General features: G+C 71.2%; 14 protein-coding genes and 1 pseudogene. All 15 read right to left on the bottom strand.

Annotated elements, in window-relative coordinates:
• Positions 1 to 21 precede the first annotated feature (21 nt).
• On the bottom strand, positions 22 to 2,220 hold the full coding sequence (locus tag ACGFR7_RS31475; protein WP_393325730.1) for an SUKH-4 family immunity protein: 2,199 nt from the start codon (positions 2,218 to 2,220) through the stop codon (positions 22 to 24).
• 21 nt (positions 2,221 to 2,241) lie between these two features.
• Positions 2,242 to 2,610 (bottom strand): hypothetical protein, encoded by a 369-nt coding sequence (locus tag ACGFR7_RS31470; RefSeq protein WP_393325729.1) that lies wholly within the window; start codon positions 2,608 to 2,610, stop codon positions 2,242 to 2,244.
• 217 nt (positions 2,611 to 2,827) lie between these two features.
• Positions 2,828 to 3,637, bottom strand: coding sequence for a maleylpyruvate isomerase family mycothiol-dependent enzyme (locus ACGFR7_RS31465; RefSeq protein WP_393325727.1), 810 nt, complete (start codon positions 3,635 to 3,637; stop codon positions 2,828 to 2,830).
• 387 nt (positions 3,638 to 4,024) lie between these two features.
• Positions 4,025 to 4,969 carry an oxidoreductase gene (locus ACGFR7_RS31460; protein WP_393325725.1) on the bottom strand — a complete coding sequence of 315 codons (945 nt, stop codon included), beginning with the start codon at positions 4,967 to 4,969 and terminating at the stop codon, positions 4,025 to 4,027.
• A 146-nt stretch (positions 4,970 to 5,115) separates the two neighbouring features.
• A complete protein-coding gene (locus tag ACGFR7_RS31455; RefSeq protein ID WP_328391413.1) occupies positions 5,116 to 5,421 on the bottom strand; it encodes a metalloregulator ArsR/SmtB family transcription factor in 306 nt (101 codons plus the stop codon).
• A 215-nt stretch (positions 5,422 to 5,636) separates the two neighbouring features.
• The gene (locus ACGFR7_RS31450; protein ID WP_393325723.1) at positions 5,637 to 6,176 is read right to left on the bottom strand and encodes an SRPBCC family protein; all 540 of its coding nucleotides are present in this window, start codon (positions 6,174 to 6,176) and stop codon (positions 5,637 to 5,639) included.
• 233 nt (positions 6,177 to 6,409) lie between these two features.
• Positions 6,410 to 6,847 (bottom strand): nitrite reductase small subunit NirD, encoded by a 438-nt coding sequence (nirD, locus tag ACGFR7_RS31445; RefSeq protein WP_393325722.1) that lies wholly within the window; start codon positions 6,845 to 6,847, stop codon positions 6,410 to 6,412.
• The gene (nirB, locus tag ACGFR7_RS31440) at positions 6,847 to 9,501 is read right to left on the bottom strand and encodes a nitrite reductase large subunit NirB (protein WP_393325720.1); all 2,655 of its coding nucleotides are present in this window, start codon (positions 9,499 to 9,501) and stop codon (positions 6,847 to 6,849) included. The genes nirD and nirB overlap by 1 nt, the downstream gene beginning before the upstream one ends.
• Before the next feature lie 264 nt (positions 9,502 to 9,765).
• Entirely contained in the window at positions 9,766 to 11,775 is a 2,010-nt protein-coding gene (locus tag ACGFR7_RS31435) for a glycoside hydrolase (protein ID WP_393325718.1), read from the bottom strand.
• Positions 11,776 to 11,955: 180 nt separating this feature from the next.
• Entirely contained in the window at positions 11,956 to 12,435 is a 480-nt protein-coding gene (locus tag ACGFR7_RS31430; RefSeq protein WP_393325716.1) for a LysE family translocator, read from the bottom strand.
• 265 nt (positions 12,436 to 12,700) lie between these two features.
• The gene (locus ACGFR7_RS31425) at positions 12,701 to 12,922 is read right to left on the bottom strand and encodes a hypothetical protein (protein ID WP_393325780.1); all 222 of its coding nucleotides are present in this window, start codon (positions 12,920 to 12,922) and stop codon (positions 12,701 to 12,703) included.
• Positions 12,883 to 13,041: pseudogene (locus ACGFR7_RS31420) on the bottom strand (transcriptional regulator); the annotation flags it as partial. The gene ACGFR7_RS31425 and the pseudogene ACGFR7_RS31420, both read right to left, overlap by 40 nt.
• 143 nt (positions 13,042 to 13,184) lie before the next feature.
• On the bottom strand, positions 13,185 to 13,472 hold the full coding sequence (locus ACGFR7_RS31415) for a hypothetical protein (RefSeq protein ID WP_393325714.1): 288 nt from the start codon (positions 13,470 to 13,472) through the stop codon (positions 13,185 to 13,187).
• A gap of 147 nt (positions 13,473 to 13,619) precedes the next feature.
• Positions 13,620 to 13,778: a hypothetical protein gene (locus ACGFR7_RS31410; RefSeq protein WP_393325713.1), complete on the bottom strand. Its 159-nt coding sequence runs from the start codon at positions 13,776 to 13,778 to the stop codon at positions 13,620 to 13,622.
• 254 nt (positions 13,779 to 14,032) lie between these two features.
• Positions 14,033 to 15,463: an Ig-like domain repeat protein gene (locus ACGFR7_RS31405; protein ID WP_393325711.1), complete on the bottom strand. Its 1,431-nt coding sequence runs from the start codon at positions 15,461 to 15,463 to the stop codon at positions 14,033 to 14,035.
• Positions 15,464 to 15,710: the final 247 nt, after the last annotated feature.

Raw genomic sequence — 15,710 nt, 5'->3', positions numbered from 1 at the left:
GTGGTGACCTCACCGTCCGGGTCAGTAGTCCTCTTCAAGGTCAACGCTCCAGACACCCGCATCCGTGCCGGGCTCATCGATGCTCGACAACGTGATCTCCACATCTTCTCTGATCGCCTCGATTTCGACCCGGCTGACAGCCATCGCGAGCATGCAGCGGCCCGCGAGGTATGTCTGGAGCAAGTCGATAAAGGTGCGCAGACTACCGGCGATCAAAACGGGCCCTTCGTCCTCCTCGGAAGGGGCTGCCGGCAACAAGTGGACCTGGCCGCTGGAGCCGTGGACGGCAATGTCCTGCCCCCTCCACATGCCGATCCGGTAGTAGGGCCCTGGAGGGTCCCACGCCAGGACGTCTGCCAGGTCGTCATTGCCGCTCGTGCCCAGCCGGGTGAGTGCGGGCTCCTGGTCGAGCGCGAGCAGGCCCATTGCCGCGCCCTCGAATGCGGGGAGCCCCACTTCCTGGAGGACGCGAAGGGCCTCTGCGTCCGTCAGCCCGTCGGGGAGCGATGTTGCGGCGCAGCGCCGTACGGTCCGCGGCTCGAACAGTTCGGGCCAGAAGGGCCCGCTCCCGCCTGAGGACTTCTTGCTGACGGCGCAGAGATATCCGGTGTCCTTGATCATGGGCTCGCCGTGCACCGGGTGGAGGCCCTTGAAGGCGTCAGGTGCCGCCGGTTCAATGGCGAACACCCCTCCTGAGCCGGTCACCACGGAGACGTTCTTGAAGCTGAGCCGGCCGGTGAGGAAGGCCGGCTCCTCGACGTGTTCGAGCAGATCGGCCTGATCGGGAGTGACCCGGGTGTCCTTGTCCGGATGCCAGAGCGGCTCCCTTTGCCCGGCTGTGGGTACCTCGTTGCTCCAGGGGCCGGCAAGCGCCTCGCCCGCCTCCGCATCCCATACCCGGAAGCGTTCGTCCCACAGCCCCTTGGCTGTCACGGCAGTCCGGTCCGGCCATGTGCCGTCCGGGGCAACCGCCAGTTGGGTAAGCGGTCCGGGCTGCACGTACGGGGCGCCCACCCCGCCCGGCGGACGCCAGTGTGCCCAGCGCACCCGCCAGGGCAGGGTTATCCCTGAGCGCTCGATCGCGGCAGCGGTCTCCCGGTCGCCGCGGACGGTGCTCATGAGATGCAGCCACGACGCCCATTCGTGCTGCGGGAGGGAATCGACTCCGCTCAGCCACAGGTTGGTGGCATCGCCGGCGGGAGAGCCGGCATCGATCCCCTCCGGATCCTGGCTGTGCGCGGCGTCGATGAGGGCCACCTGGGCGAGGTGGGCGACAAGACGGCCGTCCCGCTGCACTTCGTCGAACGCTCCGGCCTGGACAGCGTGCGTGGCCAGGCCGCGTGCCGCGTACCGCCCGATGGGATCTGTCGCTGCCCAGCCTTGTGGGGCGGGCCGCCCGGTTGCCCACTTCCTCAGCCAGTCGACGATCCCATGGTTCACCGCCGTGAGCGCGTCGGACGGGACAGCGCTGCGGGCCGCCTCGGCGACCCGCTCGTCGCGGAACGAGACCGTGCCGTCATCGGCAAGGGTGAGGAGGCCTGCGCAGTCCTCCAACAGGCGTGCCGTGTCGACTTGCTGCCCCTCGTACGTGCCGAGAGCTCGTGTGAGCTCCTGCCATACGGCGAGGGGTGTGCGCCGGACTTCCGCCAGGGCGAGGGCGCGTAGTGCCGTGCTCCCCGCGACGTCCGCACCCCGGTGGTCCGGCGCGACGTCGGGCGAGGCAGCCTCGGGCGGCGGTGCGGCGAGTGTGACGACCAGGCGGTCGTGCGCCGGCCTGTCGTCGTCCTGGGCTCTCTCGATGAGGACCTTCGTGCGCGCCCCCACCGCCAGGTCGGAGGCAAGGTGCCGGACGATCCGGCCGGGTTGCGGAGACCGGCGGGTACGGCCGGCGCGCTGGACGTTGGTGAGGACGACGAGACCCTCGCGCACCGCCGACTCCCCCAAGGAGTCGGCCCATCCGGCACGTCGCTCCAAGGGCAGCTCAACGCCGGCGGAGGACAGGATCCGGCCGACGATCTCCTCGGCGGTCAGATCGGTGGCATCCACGGATACCGCCCCGGGCACCGCGGCAGCGACCTCCGCCAGCACACGGGTGCGGCCGCAGTCCCGCGGACCGGTCACCTCCGCCACGCGCTGAGCGCCGTGCCTCCACCAGTCGAGAAGGCCGGTCACGGCCTGGTCGGGAGTCATTCGCTCCGGATGCGGGGTGTGGGACGTCATCACTGTCCTTCGTGGGATGCCTCAGGAGGTCCGCCGGCTGTGGAGGCCGTGGTAAAGCTTCACCGCGTCCTCGGGAGGGAAGTTGGGCAGGTGCGACACCTCGCCGTCGATCTTGGAGATGACGACGTGGCTGCCCCCGGGCTCCGCGGGAGGGACGGTGGGGTCCTCGGGGCGCGGCCAGCTCGCGTGGATCAGGTAGCCGATGTCGAATTCATGGACGAACAGGCCGGAAGGGCCGCCGGGCGAGCCGGCCTCGGGGAAGTGTTTCCGCCCGATCTCCAGCGCCTCGGCCTCGTTCGTCGGCAGGGGCTCCGGTCCGAGGCGCGGACGGAACGGGGGAGGCGTGGGAGGCAGGCCGGGAGTGCTGCCCGGCCGGTCGGACTCGGTCATGGGGCTCTCTCCTCGGGGGTGGGCTGACTCTTGCGGACTGGTTCTTGGGACTGGTTCTTGTGGACCGGTTCTTGTGGACGGAGGCCAACCTCATTCACGCATCGGCAGCCCGATTGGTTCGTCTCGGGGGTGGGGCGGGGTGGAGTGAGGCGCGGTGAGGTCGGGTGGGATGGCTTGCGCGGGGTGGGTGAGGCGGGGTGCCGGCGGTGTCTCGTCCTCAGCCGAACAGCACCCGTGCCAGCCAGAACTCCAGCAGTTCCGGGTCACCGGTGATCTCGAAGGTGTGGTCGTCGGCGGGGGTACGGCCGTAGATGAGGAGCAGGAGGTCGGTCAGAGGCGCGCGGACGGAGACGGCGGCCGGTTCCTGGGCGCGGCGCCAGGCGAGGGTGTCGCCGGTGAGGTCGACGAGCCAGTCGGCGGCGGCTTCCGGCGGGGTGTCCGTGGCGTGGAAGTGGAGGGTGCGGCCGGGGCCGAGGAGTTCGCGCCGGTCGGGGTGGAAGTCGAACATCTCGGGGAGGGAGCCGAGTTCCATCCATTCGTCGAGGGTGTCGAGGGCGAGGTGCTGGTCGACGGTGAAGTCGCTGCCGAGCGCCAGTGTGACATCGGCCCGGTGCATGACCGTCTCGTGCGCCATGCGGCGGGCGAAGAAGCGCGGGGAGCCGGAGGGGAGCGGGGTCCAGATCTCGATGTCGGGGCCCGTGGAGCGCAGCGTGTCCGCAAGGCGCCGGGCGCCTTCGGTGAGCCAGGCGGCGGCCTCGGCGGGGGACTGGGTGGTGTCGCGGGGAAGGACGCGGAGGGCGGTCTCGGGCGGGGGTTCGGTCGCCCGGGTCCGTACAAGGTCCTCGACCCAGCGATGGGCCTCGCCCAGATGCCGGAGCAGCTGGGCGAGGTTCCAGTCCGGGCACGAGGGGACGGTGGTCGTCAGGTCGGCGTCCCGCTCCGTGAGGCAGGACGCCAGCAGTGTGGCCTGGGCGACGATTGCGGCGCAGTGACCTTCGTAATCCATGGCGGGGTTCGCGGGCTTCATGACCTCACGGTAGGACGCACCACTGACAACGGAGCGTCACCACGAGCAGTTCCGTGTCACGAGCGGTGAGCGGTTGCGCATCACGGGTCGTTCCTCCCCCGCCCGTCGCCTTGTGAGCCGTCCCCCTCACGAGCCCTTCCCCCTCACGAGCCCTTCCCTCTCGTGAGCCGTTCCCCCTCACGCTCAGTCAGGCGTCACGGGACGAGGGTGTTGACCTCGTCGCCGGAGAGGAGCAGCAGCGCCGCGGCCGCGGCGGCGAGGGCCGGTACGCCGTGGCGGTGGACCTGACGGTCCGCTTCGAGGCCGAAGACAGGCGGCTACGAACTCGCCGTGCTGTAGCGGTCGGTGCTGTAGCGGTCGGTGCTGTGTCGGCGCTGTACCGGCCGTTCAGAATGCCGCAGCCGGCCGCGAGAAGTCGTAGTGGACGCCGGTGAGCTCCTCCGACGCGGCCCACAGACGCTCGCCGTTGGCGTCCTTCCTGGTCCAGGGGGCGCGGAAGGACTGGACGGGGGCGCCGCGCAGGCCGTTGCGCGGACCGATGAAGGAGTTGGGCCGCATATGGGGCGCGGTGGCCGCGCAGAGGGTGCCCAGGGCGCCGCCGTCCGGGGACTGGCCGACGAGGCCGGTCCCGAAGCCGATGATCCGCTCGGCGGAGGTGCGGCCCTCCATGCGGACGCCCGCGGTCATGAGATTGGTGGAGGCGTATCCGGGGTGCGCGGCGGCCGCGACGACCTGGGAGCCTGCCGCGGCCAGCCGCCGGGCCAGTTCGTGGGTGAAGAGCAGGTTGGCGCTCTTGGAGCGGCTGTACGCGATCCAGCGGCGGTAGGAGCGCGCGCTGTTGAGGTCGGTGTAGTCCAGGTCGGCGAGGGCGTGCAGCATGCTGGAGACGGTGACGACCCGGGCGCCGGGTGTGGCGAGGAGCTTGGGCAGCAGCAGCCCGGTCAGGGCGAAGTGGCCGAGGTGGTTGGTGCCGAACTGCATCTCGAAGCCGTCGGCGGTGGTCCGGTACGGCAGTGCCATCACGCCGGCGTTGTTGATGAGCAGGTCGAGGCGGTCGCCGTCGAAGTCGTCGAGGGCGGCGGCGAAGTCCCGTACGGAGGAGAGATCGGCCAGGTCGAGGGGCCGGAACTCGGCCTCGGCGGTGGGGACGTCGGCTCGCAGCCGGTCCAGGGCGGCCCTGCCCCGCGCCTCGTCGCGGCAGGCCAGCAGTACGCGGGCGCCGTGACGGGCCAGTTCACGCGCCGTGGCGTAGCCGAGTCCGCTGTTGGCGCCGGTGACGACCGCCGAGCGGCCGGTCTGGTCGGCGATGTGGCTGGTGTTCCACCGGGTCACGCCTGTGCTCCTCCGTACGGGGGCGACCAGAGTACGTGGGTGGGGCGGCCGGGACCGGAGAGGGCCGGAGGAGGGCCCTCCGCCCGTCTTCCGCCCTCCCCGTCCGTCTTGCGTCCTCACCTTTGCCCCGGGCGCCGCGCCCGTGTTCACTCCTCCTCGGCGAGGCGCTTGATCGCCGAGAGACGGGTGTCCCAGGCAGCGGCCACCCGGTCCATCCACCGGGCGGTGACCCCCAGTCGCTCCGGTATGACCCGGTAACGCGCTTCCCTGCCCTCCCGGTGGCCGGCGACCAGACCGGCGCGGTCCAGGATCCCCAGGTGTTTGACGATGGCCTGGCGGCTGACCGGCAGTTCGGCTGCCAGGACCGTGGCGGTCGCCTCGCCGTGCGCGGCGAGAGCGTCGAGTATCCGGCGGCGGGTCGGGTCCGCCAGCGCGGAGAAGACCTCCGCCACGGCGTCCGAGCCGGAACCCTGGCCGGCACCCGCCGCCGAGCCCGAGCTCTGGCCCACACCCGAGCCGGGCCCCTGGCCAGAGCCCCGGCCTACGCCCGATCCCCGGCCAACGCCCGATCCCCGGCCGGCGCCACAGCCCGGGTCAATGCCCGAGCCCGCCCCCGAACCCTCACCGGCGCCCCCGCCCGGCCCCCCGCCCGCTTCTCCAGCCCTCGTCATGCCGCGAGCTGCTCCGCGTACCGCCGGATGTTCTCCACCTGGCCGGACCAGCCCGCGGAGTGGCTTTCGTACCCGGCGGTCTTCTTGCGGTCCTCGGGGATACGGAGGCCGGCGAATCCGCTCTCCACCACGCGCAGGTGGGTGCCGTCGCCCTCCGGGGTGAGGGTGAATTCGACGAGGGTGGAGTTGCCCTCCACCGCCACCTCGCCGGGGTGCGCGCTGGCCCAGCGGTACGAGAAGTGGTGCGGCGGGTCCACCTTCACGATCTTGGTCAGGAACTGGCCGTACTCACCGTGGTCGAGTTCCATGATCCCGCCCGGCCGCAGGTCGACCGGCGCCGGCTCGCCCTGGCCGAACCACGAGCCGACGTGCTCCGGCTCGGTGAGCACGGCCCAGACGCGCTCCACGGGTGCGGCGATGCTGATCTCCCGCTCGATGCGGTCATCGGCGCCGCCCGCGCCGCTCGTTCCGCCCGCGCCGCTCGTTCCGCCCCTGCCCCCGTCGCTGTCCTTGTGCTGATTGCTGCCGGTGCTCATGGGGTGCTCCTCCTGCTCGTGCTCTTCCGGTACTTACGTGCTACCTGATGGTTGCACGTAGCGGCAGGAGGTGCAACCGATGGGTTGCGCTTATGTCTGTGCTCATACCCCGCTGTGTTCATACCCCGCTGGGCTCATACCCCGCTGGGCTCATACCCCTCTGTGCTTATGTCCCTCTGCGCTCATGGGCGGGGTGGAGGAGAGGCGGGTTTGCGCAGTCGCGCTCCCCGCTTTCAGCAGTCGCGCTCCCCGCCCCGTGTCCGTACGGGATAGGCCGTCACCGCGACCTCCGGGTCGTCCAGGCAGTCCCCGGACGCCAGGTCGAAACGCTGCTTGAGCAGGGGCGATGCCACGAAGGCCCGTCCGTCGGCCGAGCCGGTCAGGCCGCGGGAGAGGACCTCGGCGCCGGTGAACGGATCGCGGTTGGCGATCGCATACGCCTGCCCGGCGCGGTCGGCGAAGAGTGCGGCCTGGGTGCCGTCCGGGAGGAGGGCGGCGACCCCGCGCCCCGGGGTGAGGTCGTCCATCGTGCACACCGTGACCCAGCCCTGGGGGCAGCGGATCTCGACCGTGGCGGCTGTGGCGGCTGTGGCGGCTATGGCGGCCGTGGTGGCGGTAGCGGCTGTGGCGGGGTGGGCAAGGGGGGCGAGGGTGGTGAGTGCGGTGGTCATCAGACGGACGTCCCTTCCAGAGTGCGAACGGGCAGAGTGGGGCCGGCCAGCAGCGTCAGATCCGGCTTGACCTGGTCGCGCTCCGGTACGAAGCGGACGGACGGATCCGGTGCGCCGGGCGCATTGACGAAGGACACGAAGCGGGCCAGCCGTTCGGGATCGGCGAGGGTTTCGGCCCACTCGTCGCGGTAGTGGGTGACATGGGCGGCCATCAGGGCCTCCAGCTCGTCGCACAGCCCCAGGGAGTCGTGCACGACGACATCCCGTACGTGGTCGAGGCCTCCCTCGATCCGCTCCAGCCAGGCCGAGGTGCGCTCCAGGCGGTCGGCGGTGCGGATGTAGAACATCAGGAAGCGGTCGATCAGGCGGATCAGCCCGGCGTCGTCCAGGTCCTGGGCGAGCAGGTCGGCGTGGCGCGGGTCGGCGCCGCCGTTGCCGCCCACGTACAGGTTCCAGCCGTTGGAAGTGGCGATGACGCCGAAGTCCTTGCCGCGGGCCTCCGCGCACTCCCTCGCGCACCCCGAGACCGCGGACTTGAGCTTGTGCGGGGAGCGCAGGCCCCGGTAGCGCAGCTCCAGTTCGATGGCCATACGGACCGAGTCCTGGACGCCGTAGCGGCACCAGGTCTGGCCGACGCACGACTTCACGGTGCGCAGCGCCTTGCCGTAGGCGTGCCCCGACTCGAAGCCGGCCGCCACCAACCGGGCCCACACCTGCGGGAGCTGGTCGACCCGGGCACCGAACAGGTCGATCCGCTGGCCACCGGTGATCTTGGTGTAGAGGCCGAAGTCGCGGGCCACCTCGCCGATCACGATCAGCTTCTCCGGCGTGATCTCCCCGCCGGGGATGCGCGGCACGATGGAGTACGAACCGTTGCGCTGGAGGTTGGCGAGGAAGTGGTCGTTGGTGTCCTGGAGGGCGGCCTGCTCCCCGTCGAGGACATAGCCGTCGGCGCCGACGGCCGGCGCGAGGGAGGCGAGGATCGAGCCGACGGTGGGCTTGCAGACCTCGCAGCCGTCGCCGTTTTGTGCCTCCGGGCGGCCGTGCGAGTCCAGCAGCGCCGCGAAGCTCGTCACGCGCAGAGTGCGGACGATCTCGTAGAGCTCGGCGCGGGTGTGCGGGAAGCAGCCGCACAGACCGGTGTCGAGACTGATGCCGGACGCGGCCAGTTCGTCGTTCATCACGGCGGTCAGAGACTTGACGCAACTGCCGCAACCGGTACCGGCCTTGGTGCACTTCTTGATCTCGGGGAGGGTGCCGCAGGAGTGCTCGGTGACCGCCGCCCTGACCGTCCCCTTGGTCACGTTGTGGCAGTTGCACAGCACCGCGTCGTCCGGCAGCGCGGACGGGCCGAGCGCGCCGCCGCCCTCGGCCGCGATTGTGGCGGGCAGCACCAGCTGCTCGGGCGCCAGCGGCGGAACGGTGCCGGTCAGCGGCCGCAGCATCCCGTACGCCTCGGCGTCGCCGACCAGCACACCGCCCAGCAGCTCGCCCGAAGCGCCGATCACCAGCTTCTTGTAGACGCCGCTGCGGGAGTCGGCGTAGACCACGTCCAGGCAGCCGTCCGTGGTGCCGTGCGCATCGCCGAAGGACGCGACGTCCACGCCGAGCAGCTTCAGCTTGGTGGACAGGTCCGCGCCGGTGAAGCCGGTGAGCGCTCCGGTGTCGCCGCCGAGCTGCCCGTCGAGGGCGCCGGCCGCCACCCGGGCCATGTCATAGCCCGGGGCGACCAGCCCGTAGACCCGGCCGTCCGCGGCCAGCGCGCACTCGCCGATCGCGTACACGGCGGGGTCATCGGTGCGGCACTGCTCGTCGATGACGATGCCGCCCCGCTCGCCGACCGGCAGCCCGCAGTCCCGGGCGAGCTGGTCGCGGGGGCGGACACCGGCCGAGAAGACCACCAGGTCGGTGTCGACGCGGGAGTCGTCGGACAGGCCCATGGCGGCGACCGCGCCCGCCCCGTCCGCGACGATCTCCTTGCCGCCGACGCCGGTGTGCACCTCCAGCCCCATCCCCTCGACGGTGCGCCGCAGCGCCCGGCCGCCGCCCTCGTCGACCTGGAGGGCCATCAGCCGCGGGCTGAACTCCACGATGTGGGTACGCAGCCCGAGCCCCTTGAGCGCCCCGGCCGCCTCCAGGCCGAGCAGCCCGCCGCCGACCACCACGCCGGTGCGGGCGTTCTTGGCGTACTCCTCGATGGCGAGCAGGTCCTCGATGGTGCGGTAGACGAAACAGCCCGCGCTGTCCTTGCCCGGCACCGGCGGCACGAACGGGTACGAGCCGGTGGCCAGCACCAGGGCGTCGTAGCGGACGGTCAGGCCGGAGCGGGCGGTGACGGTACGCGCGCTGCGGTCCACGGCCGTGGCCGGGTCGCCGAGGTGCAGTTCGATGCCGTGCCGGGCCATGAAGTCCGGATCGGCCAGGCTCAGGTCGTCCGGGGTGCGGCCGGCGAAGTACGACGTCAGCTGGACGCGGTCGTAAGCCGGGCGGGGCTCCTCGCACAGCACGACCACCCGTGTCCGCTCGGTGACACCGCGGTCGGCCAGCTCCTCCAGGAAGCGCTGGCCGACCATGCCGTGGCCGATGAGGACGAGGGTGGGGGTGCCGGGTGCGGCGTCCGGCGTGGCATCGGGGTGCGGCGGCATCGAGGTCATGTCGTCAGCCTGCGGCGCGGCTGTTACCCGCCCGCATCTGCTCTGTTTCCCGAACGGAACGCTGCCCTCAGTGGCGGGGCCGCGGCTGTGTGAGGGCGGCGCCCGGGTGAGGGAGGCGCCCATGTGGGAGCAGCGGCCGGGTGAGGGCAGCGGTCGGGTGAGGGCAGCGGCCGTGTAGGGCAGCGCCCATGTGAGGGCGGCGGCCGTGTGAGGACCGCGGCCCCGCCACTGATCGGCCGTTCAACTATTGAGCCGTTCAGTAGTTCAGCCCGTTGAACCGTTCAGCCGCGCCGGGCACAGCCGCCGCGGCTGCTTGTCGCCCGGCAGCTCGGCGTCCGCACAGCCGCCCGGCAGCCCGTCCACGGCCTTGCTGCCGAAGTTGGCGGTCACGGTCAGCTTGCCGTTGCCGAAGACCGTGCGCTGGACCGTACGGTCGCCGGTCAGCCACCGGAACGAGGTCAGCTGCTCGGTACCCGCGGCGCGGTGCAGCGGCGAGAAGTACTTTTGCAGGGCCGCCAGCTCGGGCCCGTTCCTGGCGATCGTCGGGCCGTCGAGGACGTAGTTGAGCGGGGTGTTGTAGAGCATCGCCAGCAGCGCCCTGGTGGTCTTCAGGGCCGGCAGCTTCTCGTACGACAGCTCCCAGCGCTCGGCGTTGACCAGCGAACCGTGCAGCGCGGTCTCGTAGAGCGGCGCGCGGTACTTCGGGTCGTACATGGCGGTGGCCATCGTGCGGGGCAGCCGCACCGGCTTGAAGAAGGCGGCGGGGGCCTTCTCCGGGTAGTAGCCGCCCCATGTCTTCCGGTCCTTCTCCAGCTTCCACAGGCCGTCGTCGACCGGGGTGAGCGCGCCGTGGTTGTAGGCCACCATCTGGTTGGCCCATGCCTGAGCGCTCTCCGAGCCAAGGACGAGGTTCTTCGACAGCCGCTTCATCCGGGCCAGGCGGTTCGCGCGGTCTTCGGCCTTGGTCATCTCATGGCCGGCGGTGTGGTCACGGAACACCTCTCCCGTCGCGTCCACGTCGAGGAAGTAGCTGTTCGCGCCGTTGGCGACCATCGTGCGGGTGCGGTCGGCGAGGTAGTGCTTGGTCGGCTCGGCCTTCTCGAAGGCCTGCGAGCTGAGGTAGCAGCCGCGGCCGCCGAAGCCCGTCTGCGGGGTGCCGTCGGCCTTGCGGACACAGAAGTCGGGATAGACCCGGTCCGGCCAGGCGGAGGTGGGGGTGTCGGCGCTCTTGGGGTCCTGGCCGTTGTCGAAGGTGTCGTACGGGCCGACGAGATAGCCCGCCTTCTTGGCGGCCTGTACCGCCGGAGCCTTCATCGGGTCGGCGTCGGCGTCGTAGCCGAGCCACATCCGGTCCACGCCCAGCTTCTTCAGCTTGTCCACCCCGGCGGCGGTGCGCGCATCGCCCCACACATAGGCGTGGAACGCGCCCAGCAGCTTGCCGTTGGCCGGGTTCTGCTCGATCTTCTTGCGCAGGCTGCCGAGTCGGCCGTGCTGCGAGAGGTAGGAGCGGTAGTCGGCGGCGGGGGCGACCGGGTTGCCGTCGGTCAGCGCGAAGGAGACCTCGTAGTCGCGGGTGCCCTCACCGGCGTCGAAGGCGTGCTGGGCCGTGGTGCGCAGCCGGCCGCCGGTGGAGGCGAACCGCAGCGAGGTGCCGAGGTCGGTGGGGGTGAGGTAGCTGACGCCGCGCCTGCCACCCGCCCCGCCCATGGAGTAGCCCCACAGCGGCAACGAGAGGGCCTCGCCCATGTCGACGGTGCTGCCTGCCAGCCCGCCCTTCTCCGGAGCGGCGTTCCAGAACGCGTCCCGCACCGGGATGTCCAGCCCCTCGCCGCGCGGTACCTGGACGGCGGAGGCAGCCCGGTCGGTGCCGGTCACCGGCCAGTCGACCGACCCGTCACGGTCCGACCGCAGCTTGATCCGCAGCCGTCCGCGCTCCGAACTCACCGTCACCTGAAGGCCCTTGTCGGGGTAGCTCCACCGGGCCCCGTCGGCCGTCTGCGTCACCGGACCGGGCTTGCCCAGTCCGCCCGCGGCCCCGTCGGACAGCACCAGCTGCCGCCCGCCACTGGTGTGCGCGGTCACCGCGAGGGAATCGGTGTCGACGACCGCTGTGCCGCCGGAGACGGGGAGTTGAAGATGGCTGCCCTCCAGCGTGCCGGCGGCGGCGCGGTCACATCCGACGACGCCGAGGGTGGTCGCGGTCAGCGCGAGCGAGGCGGCCAGCACGCGGGTGGGACGGCGGTGTCCCGCGGTCTTGTGAGGGTTGGAGTTCATGAAGAACTGAATACGCATCAGGTGTAAGAGAGCTCTAAGAACCATGTTCCAAGTACCGAAAATTACGTGCCGAGTTCCACGTCGTACGTCGCCGCCCCCGGATGTGACGGCGAACTCCGCTCTCCACACCTGCCCCGGCGCCTCAGCTCACCTGCGGTGGTCGCCCCCAGCGCCCAGCTGTCAGCGCAGGGCGACCGCGGCGCCCGTTCGTTCGGTGGCGATCCTGACGGCGAAGCCCGCCAGCGCGGTGCCCATCACATAGCGGTGCAGGCGCTGCCAGAGCGGGTGCCGGGCGAAGAACCCGGCGACGGAGCCGGCCGTCACGATGAAGAACGCGTTGCCCGCGACCCCCACCGCAATCTGGGTCAGCCCCAACAGCAGCTCCTGCAGGCCGACATGACCGCGTGCCGGGGCGACGAACTGCGGCAGCAGCGAGATGCAGAGGATGGCCACCTTGGGATCGAGCAGGCAGGTGAGGAAGCCCATCAGGAAGAGCTTGCGGTCCCCGGCCTGCGTCAACTCCTGGGGTGCGACAGGGGATCGGCCGCCCGGCCGGATGGCCTTCCAGGCCAGCCAGAGCAGGTAGCCGGCTCCGGCCAGCTTGATCGCCAGGTAGATCTCCGGCACCAGTGCGAAGGCGGTGGCGATACCGGCGGACACCGCGAAGAGAGAGGAAGCCGAGGAAGACCCCGGCCAGCGAGGTCAGCCCCCCGGCGGCCCTGGGCGATCGAGCGGGAGACCAGGTAGATCATGTTCGGCCCCGGAAGTCAGCACCATGCCGAGCTCCATCACCGCGATCCCCGCTATTGCTCCCAGCCCGATCACAGCACTGCCTCCGTACGCACGTTCGCCGAAGCGCAACCTAGCAGCCCACGGCCGTGTGCGGCTCAGTGTGCCGAGCAAGAACGGGGCGGCCCTCCGAGCTCTAGGAACCGTCCCGGAGCGCCAGCCGCGCCCGCTCCTCCTCGGGCGTGAACCCCGCCGTCAGCGGCGGCTCGCCGCGCGCCCGGTCCCAGGCCAGGACGTCGGCCGCGGTCACCTCCAGCGGGGTCGCGGGCAGCCTCGCAGCCCGCGCGCGGGCCGGGCTGCGCTGCTGCGTCGTCCAGTCGAAGCCTTCCGCTCCAAGTTCAGGTACAAAACGAACCAACTCGGGTGGTCCCCTTCGTCGATCCGGCGCAGCAGGCCGGCGAACAGCTCGCCCGTGCCGAAGACCCGGTCGCAGCCCTTGGCGAACTTCTGGCTCGGTCTGGGCAGTATCGCGCCGGATCGCCGAAGCGCAGTGCCTCTTCGCGGAGCGCGGGTGGACGTCCGGGGAGCTTCAGCTGCTGGCCGTCGAGCTGACCGAGGCGCTGGTCGAGGTGCACCGGGTCGCGGACAGCCGGGGGGGCGCGCCTGCGCTGCCGCGACGATCAGTCGAGCCAGCGCGAAGCGAGCCCGGCGAGGTAGGAGAGCGACAGGGCGGTGGTGGTGAGCTGCAGAGCGACGGTCCCGCCGGCCCATTGCGTGAGGGCGGTCATGGCGGCGGCCACCCAGACGCTCGTACACCAGCTGCAACTGACCAGATATGAGGGTTTGGAGTCATCGCCGAAACGCTCGGCGATCCAGGAGCGGAATCCCCCTGCGAGAGTGTCCTTCGTAATGAATCGGGTGAGGCGGCACGTGGCGCCGAGGGAAAGCAGGAACTCCAAAAGGCTCATGGGGGAGTGCGTCCTCTCACCGTGAGTGGCCCGAGGCGGAGTGGTAGTCGTCTCTCGGGTCGGCGCATGGCGTTCATTGAGGGCCGAGGCCGGCCGTTTTCCCGGTCCGCTGGAGGGGAAGACGGCGGCCTCGGTAGGCGAATTCCGCTACTGATTGATCATGACGATGCTGCCGCCGCCGCCCGCTCGCTGGTTGGCGGCCTCGGCCTCTTGCCAGGTGTAGAACTGGCGGGCGGTGCCATCGGGCAGGTTCAACTGGTAGACGGTGACTGTCGGACGGGCGCCGCTGCCGCAATTGCAGCCCATGTCGCACTCCTTCTGTGTCTCTCTTTTGCGAGGGGAGCCCTCGCCGCGTGACCTGTGGGCCCGAGGTGCGTCCCGGGCTCAACCCTGCGTGCCACCGTGCCGCTGGGCCTATCCTTGTGGCCCTACAGCCGTCCCCCGTAGTTGCGTTACGGGGGACGGCTGTGTTGCCGGGCCGCTCAGCAGCCCTGGGCCGGTTGCACGGGTTCAGGCGGACGACGGCACGCTGTTGGCTGTGCCGCATGCGCGCCGGGGGGTCAGGGGATGCAGGGCATCAGGGAGCTGGTGGAGGACTGCGACCCGCTGGTCGCGGTGTAGGTGGCGAAGATCAGCTGGAAAAGGCTGAGGGTGGCCGTGCAGGTGGCGACGCCGCTCGCGTTGGCCACGGCGGTGCACGCCACGGGTCCGTTGGGCCCGGTGCCCAGGTGGAACGTGACCGTCGAACCCGGCGTCGCGCCCGTCGCAGTGAACGTGGCCTGGGCGGTCAGTGTGGTGAGGTCCAGCCGGTAGCAGGCCGGCTGCGCCGTGAGCACCGCCGACGAGCCGACGGTCACGGTCGTGGTCGCGGAGACGCCGGTGCAGGTGCAGGTGGTGGTGGTGGCGGCGATCACGGTGGCCGTGACGGTGGTGGTGCCGGGGGGCAGCGAGCTGGTGGTCGTGGTGGCGATGCCGGCGGGACCGGTGACGCCGACTCCGATCGGGCCGCCGGGGGTGCTGAAGAGGACTGTCGCGCCCACGACGGGGGCGCCGCCGCAGGTGACGGTGGCGGTGAAGGTCACCGGCGTGCCGGCGGCGACCGGGCTGGGAGGCGCGGAGGTCAGCGTGACCACGCAGCTCGGCGGCGCGGTGACGGTCACGGTCGTGGTCGCGGAGACGCCGGTGCAGGAGCAGGTGGTGGTGGCAGCAGCAACCGTGGCCGTGACGGTGGTGGTGCCGGGGGGCAGCGAGCTGGTGGTCGTGGTGGCGGCGCCGGTGGCACCGGTGACGCCGACTCCGATCGGGCCGCCGGGGGTGCTGAAGAGGACTGTCGCGCCCACGACGGGGGCGCCGCCGCAGGTGACGGTGGCGGTGAAGGTCACCGGCGTGCCGGCGGCGACCGGGCTGGGAGGCGCGGAGGTCAGCGTGACCACACAGCTCGGCGGCGCGGTGACGGTCACGGTCGTGGTTCCGGAGACGCCGACGCAGGAGCAGGTGGTGGTGGCGGCGGCGATCACGGTGGCCGTGACGGTGGTGGTGCCGGGGGGCAGCGAGCTGGTGGTCGTGGTGGCGGCGCCGGTGGCACCGGTGACGCCGATTCCGATCGGGCCGCTTGGGGTGGTGAACAGGACCAGCGCGCCCACGACGGGGGCGCCGCTGCAGGTGACGGTGGCGGTGAAGGTCACCGGCGTGCCGGCGGCGACCGGGCTGGGGGGCGCGGAGGTCAGCGTGACCACACAGCTCGGTCCCGCGCTGACGGTCAGCGTCGCCGCAGCTACCCCACTGGTCGTACCGGTGGCAACCACCGGTCCCGAAGTGGTGGCTGTGAAGGTGGCGGACGCATTACCCGCGCCGTCAGCGGTCGTGACCACTGGCAGCGCCGCGTCGTAGGTGAAGGTGATCGTCTCTCCCGCTGTGGCACCGGCGGCCGATGCGGTGAAGGATCCGCCCGCCGCAACGGTTGCCGGTGTGAGGGTGAGGGTGAGTGCCATGTTGGACAGCCCCTTTCGAAGGCTCCACGAAAAGGGTGGGGAGCTGCTGCACGCCGGGAGGGCAGCAAGCCGTCCGAGCGCGCACACCTGTCGGGGTGCCCTGAAGAACACGACGAAGCCGCCTCACGCGGCAGCCGTCCACGGTCCCCCGACAGGGGATGGGCACCCCACCGTCGGTAGCACCGATTGAAGGGAACGGCGCGACGCCGCGCCATGGTTGGCGACCGGGTTGACCCGGATGGCGCAG

Origin of the sequence: Streptomyces sp. NPDC048516 (assembly GCF_043199875.1) — a bacterium.
In the GTDB taxonomy this organism is placed as follows: Bacteria; Actinomycetota; Actinomycetes; order Streptomycetales; family Streptomycetaceae; genus Streptomyces.
Note: the sequence above shows the minus strand (reverse complement) of the source record. Positions and strands in the feature narration are given on the sequence as shown.